At 62.5% G+C, this 11,630-nt stretch carries 10 protein-coding genes; 3 read left to right on the top strand and 7 right to left on the bottom strand.

The window, feature by feature from the left end:
• Nucleotides 1-245 precede the first annotated feature (245 nt).
• The 5 genes from I6L38_RS09320 to I6L38_RS09300 form a co-directional block, all read right to left on the bottom strand.
• Complete coding sequence (locus I6L38_RS09320; RefSeq protein ID WP_010633798.1) at nucleotides 246-1,838, bottom strand: ABC-F family ATPase; 1,593 nt, start codon at nucleotides 1,836-1,838, stop codon at nucleotides 246-248.
• 235 nt (nucleotides 1,839-2,073) lie between these two features.
• On the bottom strand, nucleotides 2,074-3,729 hold the full coding sequence (locus tag I6L38_RS09315; RefSeq protein WP_043171659.1) for a cation acetate symporter: 1,656 nt from the start codon (nucleotides 3,727-3,729) through the stop codon (nucleotides 2,074-2,076).
• Nucleotides 3,726-4,037, bottom strand: coding sequence for a DUF485 domain-containing protein (locus I6L38_RS09310; RefSeq protein ID WP_005301514.1), 312 nt, complete (start codon nucleotides 4,035-4,037; stop codon nucleotides 3,726-3,728). The genes I6L38_RS09315 and I6L38_RS09310 overlap by 4 nt, the downstream gene beginning before the upstream one ends.
• Nucleotides 4,038-4,146: 109 nt before the next feature.
• Nucleotides 4,147-4,773 (bottom strand): 3'-5' exonuclease, encoded by a 627-nt coding sequence (locus tag I6L38_RS09305; protein ID WP_005301512.1) that lies wholly within the window; start codon nucleotides 4,771-4,773, stop codon nucleotides 4,147-4,149.
• A 2-nt stretch (nucleotides 4,774-4,775) separates the two neighbouring features.
• Nucleotides 4,776-6,563, bottom strand: coding sequence for a putative nucleotidyltransferase substrate binding domain-containing protein (locus tag I6L38_RS09300; RefSeq protein WP_216989454.1), 1,788 nt, complete (start codon nucleotides 6,561-6,563; stop codon nucleotides 4,776-4,778).
• 176 nt (nucleotides 6,564-6,739) lie between these two features.
• Between I6L38_RS09300 and I6L38_RS09295 the strand changes: the two genes are divergently transcribed.
• Entirely contained in the window at nucleotides 6,740-7,546 is an 807-nt protein-coding gene (locus I6L38_RS09295; protein ID WP_043171661.1) for a crotonase/enoyl-CoA hydratase family protein, read from the top strand.
• Nucleotides 7,547-7,612: 66 nt separating this feature from the next.
• On the opposite strand, the gene I6L38_RS09290 is transcribed toward I6L38_RS09295, so the two are convergent.
• The gene (locus I6L38_RS09290; protein ID WP_017779667.1) at nucleotides 7,613-9,112 is read right to left on the bottom strand and encodes a sodium:alanine symporter family protein; all 1,500 of its coding nucleotides are present in this window, start codon (nucleotides 9,110-9,112) and stop codon (nucleotides 7,613-7,615) included.
• Nucleotides 9,113-9,428: 316 nt separating this feature from the next.
• Here I6L38_RS09290 and I6L38_RS09285 point away from each other — a divergent pair, with 316 nt between their 5' ends.
• Together I6L38_RS09285 and I6L38_RS09280 are read left to right on the top strand one after the other, a co-directional pair.
• The gene (locus I6L38_RS09285; protein WP_043171662.1) at nucleotides 9,429-9,866 is read left to right on the top strand and encodes a GNAT family N-acetyltransferase; all 438 of its coding nucleotides are present in this window, start codon (nucleotides 9,429-9,431) and stop codon (nucleotides 9,864-9,866) included.
• Nucleotides 9,867-9,884: 18 nt separating this feature from the next.
• Nucleotides 9,885-10,694, top strand: coding sequence for a zinc-dependent peptidase (locus I6L38_RS09280; RefSeq protein ID WP_043171663.1), 810 nt, complete (start codon nucleotides 9,885-9,887; stop codon nucleotides 10,692-10,694).
• A gap of 82 nt (nucleotides 10,695-10,776) precedes the next feature.
• Here I6L38_RS09280 and I6L38_RS09275 read toward each other — a convergent pair whose 3' ends face one another.
• Entirely contained in the window at nucleotides 10,777-11,373 is a 597-nt protein-coding gene (locus I6L38_RS09275) for a GPR1/FUN34/YaaH family transporter (RefSeq protein ID WP_017764320.1), read from the bottom strand.
• Between the last annotated feature and the right edge of the window lie 257 nt (nucleotides 11,374-11,630).

Genomic DNA, 11,630 nt, shown 5'->3' with positions numbered 1-11,630 from the left:
AACCGATCCCAGTCGATATGAGAACGGCCCCTTGATGGGGCCGTTTTTTTATCTGCACGCGGCAGAAGGGGCGGGATGTGCTGCTCCTTCTGACCGAAATAAGCTGCCTTGCCGAAGATAAGCTGCGGGAGCCAAACCCTTGGCTCTTCTGGTCTGCATCCCAAGAGGGAGTCTTGCCAACAGGCATAAAAAAACCGGCACTCAGGTGCCGGTTTTCATTGACGGGATATGCGGGCAGGAGGGCGTTACACCACGCCCTGAGTGCGCAGGTAATCCTCGTAGGTGCCGCCGAAGTCGCGGATGCCGTTCTCGGTCAGCTCCAGGATTCTGGTCGCCAGAGAGGAGACGAACTCACGGTCGTGGGAGACGAAGATCAGGGTGCCCTTGTACATCTCCAGCGCCAGGTTCAAGGATTCGATGGATTCCATGTCCAGGTGGTTGGTCGGTTCATCCATGATGAGGATGTTGGGGCGCTGCATCATCAGCTTGCCGAACAGCATGCGGCCCTGTTCACCACCGGAGAGCACCTTGACCGGCTTCTTGATATCGTCCTGGGAGAACAGCAGGCGGCCCAGCACGGAGCGTACGGCCTGCTCATCTTCGTTCTCCTGTTTCCACTGGGCCATCCAGTCGAACACGTTGAGGTCGGTGTCGAAGTCCTCGGCGTGATCCTGGGCGTAGTAGCCGATCTGGGCGTTTTCGGACCACTTGATGGTGCCGGTATCCGGTGCCAGAGCCCCAACGAGGGTCTTGATCAGGGTGGATTTACCGATACCGTTGGTACCCAGAATGGCGACCTTCTCGCCTACTTCCAGCATCATGTTGAGCCCCTTGAACAGGGGGCCGTCGCCATAACCCTTGGAAACGCCTTCGATCTCCAGGATGTTGCGGTAGAGCTTCTTCTCCTGCTCGAAGCGGATGAAGGGGTTCTGACGGCTGGAGACCTTCACTTCCTCAATCTTGATCTTGTCGATCTGCTTGAGGCGAGAGGTGGCCTGGCTGGACTTGGAGGCGTTGGCGCTGAAACGGGAGACGAAAGATTGCAGATCGGCGATCTGGGCCTTCTTCTTGGCGTTGTCGGCCAGCAGGCGCTCACGGGCCTGGGTGGCGGCGGTCATGTACTCGTCGTAGTTGCCCGGGTAGACGCGCAGCTCGCCGTAGTCCAGATCCGCCATGTGGGTGCAGACGGAGTTCAGGAAGTGACGGTCGTGAGAGATGATGATCATGGTGCTCTCGCGATCGTTGAGCACCTGTTCCAGCCAGCGAATGGTGTTGATGTCCAGGTTGTTGGTCGGTTCGTCCAGCAGCAGGATGTCGGGGTTGGAGAACAGCGCCTGTGCCAGCAGCACCCGCAGTTTCCAGCCCGGCGCCACTTCGCTCATGGGGCCGTTGTGCTGCTCGATGGGAATGCCGGCACCCAGCAACAGCTCGCCTGCGCGCGCTTCGGCGGTATAGCCGTCATACTCGGCGACCAGGCCTTCCAGCTCGGCAGCCTTCATGTAGTCGTCGTCGGTCGCTTCCAGGTTGGCGTAGATGGCATCGCGCTCGGCGATGGCGGCCCACAGCTCGGTGTGACCCATCATGACCACGTCCAGCACGCGCATCTCTTCGTAGGCGAACTGATCCTGACGCAGCTTACCGATCCGCTCGTTGACGTCCAGGCTCACATTGCCGCCAGTGGGCTCCAGATCGCCGCCGAGGATCTTCATGAAGGTGGACTTGCCACAGCCGTTGGCGCCGATGAGGCCGTAGCGGTTGCCGCCACCAAACTTGACGCTGATGTTCTCAAACAGCGGCTTGGCGCCGAACTGCATGGTGATGTTGTTGCTTGAAAGCACTGGAATGTCCCGGTTGATCTGTCAAATGGCGCGCATTATGGCACAGATCCCCCGAAAGTTTTAGCAAGAACTGTGATCCGGGTCTATTGCAGGGGGGATTTGGATGGTGGTGCTGGGCACTCGCGCACCCTGGCGGCCATGACCGCGTCGTTCGGACAGCAATGGGCGCTAACCGTAGCCTGTCGACATGAAAAAAGCCGGCCCTGAGGCCGGCTTGCAACTGTCAATGGAAGGCTCAGTGGGAGCTGGCGCTGGCGGCGCCAAGCCCGGTCTGGGAGCGAACGAACTGCGGGAAGAACTTGGCGTGCTCGTCGGCAGCATTTTGTGACTTGTCGGTCACCGAGAAGAACCAGATCCCGACAAACGCCAGCCCCATGGAGAAGAGGGCGGGGTACTCGTAGGGGAAGATGGCCTGGGCGTGACCCAGCACCTTCACCCACACGGTCGGGCCCAGGATCATCAGGCTGACTGCGCTCACCAGTCCCAGCCAGCCGCCATAGACGGCGCCGCGGGTGGTCAGGCGTGACCAGAACATGGAGAGGAACAGCACCGGGAAGTTGCAGCTGGCGGCGATGGAGAAGGCCAGTCCCACCATGAAGGCGATATTCTGCTTCTCGAACAGGATGCCCAGCCCGATGGCGACCACTCCCAGCACTATGGTGGTTAGCTTGGAGACGCGCAGCTCGTCGGCTTCGTTGGCCTTGCCCTTCTTGATGACGCTGGCGTAGAGGTCGTGGGAGACCGCAGAGGCACCGGCCAGGGTCAACCCGGCCACCACCGCCAGTATGGTGGCAAACGCCACGGCGGAGATGAAGCCCAGGAACAGGCTGCCACCTACCGCATCGGCCAGATGAACGGCCGCCATGTTGGTGCCGCCCAGCAGGGCGCCGGTGGCATCCTTGAAGTCGGGGTTGGTGCTGACCAGCAGGATGGCGCCAAAGCCGATGATGAAGGTGAGGATGTAGAAGTAGCCGATAAAACCGGTGGCATAGAACACGCTCTTGCGGGCCTCTTTGGCGTCACTCACGGTGAAGAAGCGCATCAGGATGTGGGGCAGGCCGGCGGTACCGAACATCAGGGCGAGACCCAGCGAGATGGCGGAGATGGGATCGGCGACCAGGCCGCCCGGGCTCATGATGGCGATGCCCTTCTCGTGCACTTTCACCGCTTCGCTGAACAGGGTACCGATGTCGAAGTTGACCGACTTCATCACCATGATGGCCATGAAGCTGGCACCGGAGAGCAGCATCACCGCCTTGATGATCTGCACCCAGGTGGTGGCCAGCATGCCGCCAAACAGTACGTAGAGCACCATCAGGATGCCGACCAGCACCACGGCCACGTGGTATTGCAGGCCGAACAGCAGCTCGATCAGCTTGCCGGCACCGACCATCTGGGCGATCAGGTAGAGGGCGACCACCACCAGGGAACCGCTGGCGGAGAGGGTGCGCACCTCGGTCTGCTTGAGGCGGTAAGAGGCCACGTCGGCAAAGGTGTACTTGCCGAGGTTGCGCAGCCGTTCGGCGATCAGGAACAGGATGATGGGCCAGCCCACCAGAAAGCCGATGGAGTAGATGAGACCGTCGTAGCCGGAGGTGTAGACCAGCGCCGAGATGCCGAGGAAGGAGGCGGCAGACATGTAGTCACCGGCGATGGCCAGGCCGTTCTGGAAGCCGGTGATGCGCCCGCCGGCGGCGTAGTAGTCGGCGGCCGAGCGGTTGCGCTTGGAGGCCCAGTAGGTAATGAACAGGGTCGCCGCCACGAAGACCACGAACATGATGATGGCCGGGATGTTGAGGGGCTGGCGATGCACTTCGCCGGTCAGCGCATCGGCTGCCAGCAGGGGGAACGATGCCAGCAGGGCCGGCAGCAGCAGAAACTTGCCTTTCATGATTTCACTCCCTTGAGGATCTTCTGGTTCAGTTCGTCAAACTCGCCGTTGGCCCGAAACACGTAGACACCGGTCAGCACGAAGGCGGACAGGATGAGACCGATCCCGACCGGGATGCCGCGGGTGACGGAAGATCCTTCGCTCAAGGGGGTGCCAAGCCAGCCGGGGGCAAAGGCGATGAGCAGGATGAACGCCAGGTAGAGCCCCAGCATCAGGATGGAGAGGGACCAGGCGAAGCGCTGGCGCTTGGCGACCAGCGCCTGGAAGTTGGGATCTTGCTGGATCCGAAGATAAGGTTGCTGTTCCATTGCAGTGCTCCATGACGTTGAGTGTCAGCGGTGGATGAGGGGGTTCCCTACCGGGCAGCCTAAGCCGCCCATGTAACCAAAATGTGAATCAAATGTTATTTGTGGACAATTAGACTTTGGGATAAGCCAGTGGCCCGCCCTGATGCAGGCGCAGGAAGATGAGGGCCGCGGTGATGGCGTCGCTGAGGGCGTCGTGGGCGGGCAGGGGGGGAAGTGCCAGATGGTGGCAGATCGCCGCGAGATGAAGATCGATGACGGCCTCAGGATAGCGGCGATAGAGCTGATCGTGGTAGAGCCGGCTCACTTCTATGCCTCGCTGCGCCAGGGTCAGCCCCCACAACTTGCGGCAGGCCAGGTTGAGGATGCGCAGATCATAGGCGATGTGATACCCCACCAGTTCACGGGGGCCGATGAAGGCAAGCAGCTGATGCAGCGCGGCTTCCAGCTCCATGCCCTGTTGCAGATCCTGATGGCGCAGACCGTGGATCACCACTGACTCGGCGGTGAGGTTGCCGGGTGGCAACACCCGCAGGGAGAGCGCTTCGCCGGTCAGCAGCCGGTTGCCCCGAATGCGCACCGCCCCGATGGCGACGATCTCGGCCCGGTCGGGATCCAGGCTGGTGGTCTCGAAGTCGAGGGCCACCCACTCGTCGGCCGGGGGGGCGGCAAAGAGCGGGGCGAACGCCGAGGCGTGAAAGCGGCGGCCAAGCCAGTGACGACGCAGGCGGCTCAACACGGCTATTGCCTCAGACGAAAGTGCAAGGTGAGCCACTGCTGGAATTTCTTCACCTGATGCAGCGCCTGGCGCAGCAGGTCCCGCTCGCCATGGCTGAGATCATTGACCTGCACCCGGCTCTCCCCCTCCTTGAGCTGGCTGCGCAACCTGAGCCGCACGAACAGTCTGAACGTCTCCGCCAGATCGGCGCCAAAGCTGGCGCTGAGCCGCTCTGCCGCCACCAGCGCCTCGATGCGCCCCAGGGTGGAAGTCTCCAGGATGGCCGCTTCCAGCGCCAGCATGCGGATGCCGTGCACCAGCGGGAAGAGGCCGCCACGTTTCAGATCCAGCCCCTCCGGAGCCCGCTCCAGCCGGCCAAACAGGGTGAGGGGAGCGTGAAAGGCGACCGCCGGCCGCACCATCTCTGCCAGCAGATCTCCCCGCTCGGCCAGCTGCTCGCGCAACTTGCGGGCAACGGGGGGAAGGAGGGCGCGATCGCCGGCGATGGGGTGGGCGTCGGCCAGGGTGGCCAGCCAGAGCAGATCCGCCTCTCTGGCTTCGACGCAGGCCCGCTCGATCTCCTGCAGCCAGCCGTCGAGGGGTTTGACCCAGGCGGGGTTGTTGACCATCACCCGGCCGGGGCAGGGCGGGTAGCCGAGCCTGGCCAGCAGCTCGCTGAAGGCGGCCAGATCGGCCTGCTGGGTGGGCCAGGACAGGTCGGCGGGCAGGATCAGGGCATTGTCCTGATCGGTTTTGAGGATCTGCTCGCCGCGCCCCTCTGAGCCCAGCATCAGCAGGCAGACCCGCTCCTGCACCTCGGGCGGGATCACCAGCGCGAAGGCCTTGGCGATCAGCTGCTCGTTGATGGTGGCGATGAGCTTCATCAAGAAGGCGGTGTGGATCCCCTGGGCGAACAGGGAGCGGGTCAGCTGCTGTTGTTCACGGGCCACCGCCTCCAGCGCTGGCAGGGTGTCGGCGCGGGCGATGCGCAGGGTCAGCACGTGGGAGTGGGTGGAGAAGAGGCCGAGCACCTGGGTCAGGTGCAGGATCCCCGCTACCTCCTGTCCCTGCCAGACAACCAGCCGCTTGATGCGGTGGCGGGTCATCAGCAGCAGGGCATCGAACAGATAGCCGCCTTGGGCCAGCCCGATCAGCGGGGTGGGGGTCAGCACCGCCAGCGGCGCCGTCAGCGGCAATCCCTTGAGGGTGAGGGCGTGCAGCAGGGTCTTGCGGGTTGCGAGACTCAGGCTGCCGTCCGTGGCGGGGTAGAGCAGGCAATCGGTGCCCCTGGCCACCATGGCCTCGGTGGCGGCCAGGAGCGACAGGCGGCTGTCGACGATGAGCGCCGGCTGCAGATGGCCGGGCTCGATGCGGGTCAGGATGAACTCCGCCAGATTCTTCTGGCCCAGCTGGGCGCGCTGCTCCTGCAGCTGCTGCCGCTGTGCCAGGCTGGCGGTGAAGTAGCAGGCGAAGGTGTCGTTGCCTTCACACAAGGCCAGGAAGGTATCGCGGGGGATCAGCTGGCAGAGCAGATCTTCCAGCGCGTTGAACTGGTGGCGACAGTGGCCGTCGAACTGGGCGCGCACGTCGAACATGTCCCCCTCGCCGTAGTCGCCGAACTGATGGTGGGGGGTCGACTCCTCCACCGCCCCCTTGATGACGAGGTAGAGGCCGGGCGGGGCGTCGCCGGCCTTTAACACCGGCTGGCCGGCGCGAAAATAGCAAATGGAGAGGGCCTGCCCCAGTTGTTGGCGCTCAGGCTCGCTCAGGCACTCAAACGGCGGACGGGCAAAGTTGAACAGGGTGGTCATGGCAATCCTTGGCCGGTGGCGTCAAATCAGTCTGACAAAGCGGCGTGCTGCCGGCCAGCCGACTTTAGTCGCACGCGCCGTAGCGATGGGAAACCGGGCTCCTCGCTGTACCTGGCGATAACACTCTGATAACGTGGTGGTATGACCAGTGTGAGTTCAGGAGAGGACAGGGGAAAATGGAAAAACCAAGGGTCAAATGCGAGATCCGGGACGGCATCGCCGAGGTGATGCTGGCGCGGGGCGACAAGCTCAATGCGCTGGACAGAGGCATGTTCAGCGCCATTGACGAGGTACTCGAGCAGCTACGCCAGCACAAGGGGTTGCGGGCGGTGATCCTGCACGGGGAGGGGCGGGCCTTTTGCGCCGGGTTGGATGTGAAATCCATGCTCAAGCAGCCGGTGGCGGCGCTCGAGATTTTAAAACGCGAGGCGGACGAAGCCACCAACCTGGCCCAGCGGGTGGCCTATGGCTGGCATCAGCTGCCGGTGCCGGTGATCGCCGTGACCCAGGGGGTCTGCTTTGGCGGCGGGCTGCAGATCGCCCTTGGCGCCGACTTTAGGTTCAGCACCCCCGATTGCCGCTTCTCGGTGATGGAGATCAAGTGGGGCATCATCCCCGACATGAGCGGCAGCGTCACCATGCGCAACCTGATGGGGGTGGATACCGCCATGGAGCTGGCCATGAGCGGGCGCGAGCTGGCGGCGCCGGAGGCCAAGTCTCTCGGGCTGGTGAGCCGGGTCTGCGACGATCCGCTGGCTCAGGCGCAGGAGTTCGCGAGAACTCTCATCACCAAGTCGCCGGACGCGCTGGCGGGGATCAAGCAGCTCTACAACCAGGCCTGGGCCCGCAGCGACGAGGCAATGCTCAAAGAGGAGACCCGGTTGCAAAAGCAGATCCTGGGACGCCCAAATCAGTGGCGTGCCACCCTCAACAGCCTGTTTCGCTGGCGCCTGCCGTTCGGGCCGCGCCGCAATGCGCTCTGAGAGACAGGAATGAACAAAAGAAATGGCAGCCGAGGCTGCCATTTTTGTTGGGTGAGTCTTAAGCGATCAGGAGATCTTGCGATCCTGATCCGGCTCGAACGAGTGACCGGATTTCTCCTGCTCCAGGTTGTCTTCGGAGCGGTGACCAGACCAGTAGTCGGCGTTCTTGATGCCGAGCTTCTCCGGGTGGAACACCGGATCCAGCCCCTGGGCCTGCTGGGCCTCGTAGTCTTTCAGACAGGTGAAGGCGGTCTTTTGCAGCAGCAGGATGGCGATGATGTTGAGCCAGGCCATCAGGCCGACCCCGATGTCACCCATGCCCCAGGCCAGATCGGCGGTCTTGACGGTGCCGTAGACGATGGCCGCCATCAGACCAAGCTTCAACAGGAAGGTGAGCCAGGGGCGGTTAATCTTGCGGTTGACAAACGCTATGTTGGTCTCGGCGATGTAGTAGTAGGCGACGATGGTGGTGAACGCGAAGAAGAACAGCGCGATGGCGACGAACATGCTGCCAAAGCCTGGCATCATGCTCTCCATGGCGGTCTGCACGTAGCCCGGGCCCGCAGCCACGCCGGCAATACCGGTGTAGAGCGCCGCGCCATCCGGCCCCTGCACGTTGTAGAGGCCGGTGATCAGCAGCATGAAGCCGGTGGCGGAGCAGACGAACAGGGTGTCGATGTAGACCGAGAACGCCTGCACCAGGCCCTGCTTGGCCGGGTGGCTTACCGCGGCGGCGGAGGAGGCGTGCGGACCGGTACCCTGGCCTGCTTCGTTGGAGTAGACCCCGCGTTTGACCCCCCACATGATGGCCAGACCCAGAATGGCACCGAAGCCGGCATCCATCCCGAACGCGCTCTTCCAGATCAGCAGGATCACGCCCGGCAGCGCATGGATGTTGAGGGCGATGATGACGCAGGCGACGATGATGTAGCCGAGCGCCATGAAGGGCACCACGGTACTGGCGAAGCTGGCGATGCGCTTGACGCCGCCGAAGATGATGAAACCGAGCAACAGCGCCAGACCGGCGGCGGTGACGTTCGGATCGATATCAAATGCAGTCTGCAGACTGGCTCCGATGGAGTTGGCCTGCACCCCTGGCAGCAGCACGCCGCAGGCGAAGATGGTGGCGATGGCGAAGGTCCAGGCGAACCAGCTCATGCCAAGTCCCTTCTCGATGTAGAAGGCCGGGCCGCCGCGGTATTCGCCGTTGATCTTCTCCTTGTAGACCTGACCCAGGGTGGACTCCACGAAGGCGGAGCTGGCGCCGAGGAAGGCTACCATCCACATCCAGAACAGGGCGCCCGGGCCACCGAAGGTGATGGCGGTGGCGACCCCGGCGATGTTGCCGGTACCGACGCGACCGGCCAGAGTCATGGCCAGCGCCTGGAAGGAGGAGACCCCCGCATCCGTGCTCTTGCCATCAAACATCAAGCGGATCATCTCCTTGATGTGACGCAGTTGCAAAAAGCGGCTGCGCAGGGAGAAGTAGAGGCCTACCCCCAGACACAGGTAGATGAGCGCAGGGCTCCAAATCACACCATTGATGGCATTGACGATCTCATTCATGTACAACAACTCCTTTGTTGTGCTGTCTTGTTGGCGGGGTCTCTGCCCCGCTCCCTTAAATTTCAGGTGACCCAGGGGTCACTCGTTATGATTGGGGGCCGGTTGGTGGCGGAAGTTTCCACTGGCCAGTCCGCGGGTTTTAACATATCGATTTGTGCAAGGGCTTCCTAGCGAAATATGTTGTCACCTTGTTAATTTGTGAATTGACATTAACAAATCGTGATGTGGTTGGACAAAATGCGGTGTCAACCCGGTATCATCTCCTCTTTCATCGGCATGCCCGTGGGGGAGAAGCAGAGCAAAATCGAGGCCAAGGATGCAAACAGAGAGAGAGACGGCGGTGATCCGCCAAGCCTGCGCCGGGGATGTGGCCGCCATGGCCGACATGTTCGGCCAGCTGGGTTACCCGGTCAGCCCACAGGAGCTGGAAGACCGCTGGCTGACGCCGGATCCGGCCAGCGAGGTGCTGGTGGCCTGCCTGGATGAGAGGATCACAGGCGTCTTGGTGTGGCACTGGCTGAACCCGCTGCACGTTGCACCAGAGTGGGGCCTGATCTCGGCGCTGGTTGTCGATGAGGGTGCAAGGGGAAGCGGAGTGGGGGCCGCCCTGTTGGCCGTGGCAGAGAGCCATGCACAGGCGCGGGGGTGCAGCCAGCTGGAGCTCTCCAGCAGCCTCAAGCGGGAAGGGGCCCATCGCTTCTATCTGGCGCAGGGGTATGTCGAGCGTCCGAAACGGTTTGTGAAAACAGTCTGATCAGCAAGAGGAGTCTGCGTGTTCTGGTCTCGCTTACGAAGTGTGTTTGGTGGTGCGTCCCGGCAAGATGAGCAGGGGCCGGATGCCCTGGAGTGGCAGCAGGCCCTGGCCGCAGTGCCCATTTTGCAGGGCTTTTCCCGGGAGGAGGAGCAGACCCTGATCGGGTTGGCGCAGCAGCTGCTGGCCCGCAAGACCCTCACCCAGATCGGGGTGACGCTTACCTCCCGCCAGCAGGCGGTGCTGGCCCTGCAGGCGGTGCTGCCCATTCTCCATCTGGGGCTCGACTGGTATCGGGGCTTTCACGAGATCATCCTGATCCCCGAGCCTGTGGTGCGCCGCCAGCAGGTACAGGACGAGTTCGGGCTGGTGAGTGAGGTGGAAGAGGAGAACGCCGGCGAATCCTGGCCCCAGGGGCCGCTGGTACTGGCCTGGAGCGAGCTGCAGCAGGACGGTGACTGGGACGGCTTCAATCTGGTGATCCACGAGCTGACCCACAAGCTCGACATGCTGGGAGGGGAGGCCGACGGGGCGCCGCCGCTGCCGGCAGGCATGGATCCGCGCCAGTGGACGAGTGCGCTGCAGTCGGCATTCGATGCCATGCAGGCGCAGCTGGATCGCCACGAACCCACCGCCATCGACCCTTACGCCGCCTCGCACCCGGCCGAGTTCTTTGCGGTGTGCTGCGAGTGCTTTTTTACCGATCCGCTGCGCCTGCGCGACACCTATCCGGCGGTGTACCAGCAGTTTACCCGCTTCTTCGGCCAGCAGCCGGCGACGCGTTTTCCGGCGATCCGACTGCTGGCGGGGGAGCCCGAGTATCACGGCTAGTCGGGTGAACCTGGCAAATCGCGCCCAACAAAAAGGCACCCCGCGGGGTGCCTTTTTCGTGACAGCTGTGTCGGCCGGGTGCTTAGGCAGCGGCTTTGAGCTGAACGGCGGCGGCTTTCTTGTGATCGCCAATGGGCAGCACGGTGCGGCCGAACTGCTCGTTGATCACGGTGGCCATGGCCAGATAGATGGCGCTGGCGCCGCAGATGATGCCTTCGAAACCGGCGATGGTGCCGATCAGGGTGCTGCCGGTGAAGTCACGGGCGGCCAGCAGGAAGAACAGCACGGTCAGGGAGGCGAACACGAACTGCTTCACGCGCGGGTAGTTGACGGTCCCGATCAGCATGAACAGGGTGAACATGCCCCACATCAGCAGGTACCAGCCCATGTAGGCGTGCGGAGTGGCTTCGGCCAGACCCATGGTCGGCATCACCAGCAGGAACACCAGGCTCCACCAGAAGGTGCCGTAGGAGATGAAGGCAGTCACACCGAAGGTGTTGCCGCGCTTGTACTCCATGATACCGGCGATGATCTGGGCCAGACCGCCATAGCACAGACCCATGGCCAGGATCATGGCGCTGATGGGGAAGAAACCTGCGTTATGGATGTTCAGCAGAATGGTGGTCATACCGAAACCCATCAGACCCAGAGGGGCAGGGTTGGCCAATTTTTCGCTCACGTGGCGTTCTCCAAAAATAGAGGTGGGGGTTGATAAAAGACGCGCGATTTTAGGCAGGCTCTTGGCCCCGGGCAAGAGGCGGAAGGGACGAAACAGTAAAAAAATAACGGAATTTTTTACCCGGCTGACCATTCGTGCGATCCAGGTAGATGGCAGGTAAATGAATGGTGAGGACAAGGTTGATAAATTGTATTAAGCGGAACGTTTCTGAAAGTTTCATACAGCTCGAGGCGATGGGCTGAGCCGCGCTGTCTACC

Origin of the sequence: Aeromonas sp. FDAARGOS 1408 (genome assembly GCF_019048665.1) — a bacterium.
Classification (GTDB): domain Bacteria; phylum Pseudomonadota; class Gammaproteobacteria; order Enterobacterales; family Aeromonadaceae; genus Aeromonas; species Aeromonas dhakensis.
Note: the sequence above shows the minus strand (reverse complement) of the source record. Positions and strands in the feature narration are given on the sequence as shown.

Bases quoted from the DNA above. Each gene is read 5' to 3' on its own strand.
- I6L38_RS09295 (WP_043171661.1), top strand. From the start codon at position 6,740: ATGGAAAAACCAAGGGTCAAATGCGAGATCCGGGACGGCATCGCCGAG.
- I6L38_RS09315 (WP_043171659.1), bottom strand. From the start codon at position 3,729: ATGAAAGGCAAGTTTCTGCTGCTGCCGGCCCTGCTGGCATCGTTCCCC.
- I6L38_RS09290 (WP_017779667.1), bottom strand. From the start codon at position 9,112: ATGAATGAGATCGTCAATGCCATCAATGGTGTGATTTGGAGCCCTGCG.
- I6L38_RS09300 (WP_216989454.1), bottom strand. From the start codon at position 6,563: ATGACCACCCTGTTCAACTTTGCCCGTCCGCCGTTTGAGTGCCTGAGC.
- I6L38_RS09310 (WP_005301514.1), bottom strand. From the start codon at position 4,037: ATGGAACAGCAACCTTATCTTCGGATCCAGCAAGATCCCAACTTCCAG.
- I6L38_RS09285 (WP_043171662.1), top strand. From the start codon at position 9,429: ATGCAAACAGAGAGAGAGACGGCGGTGATCCGCCAAGCCTGCGCCGGG.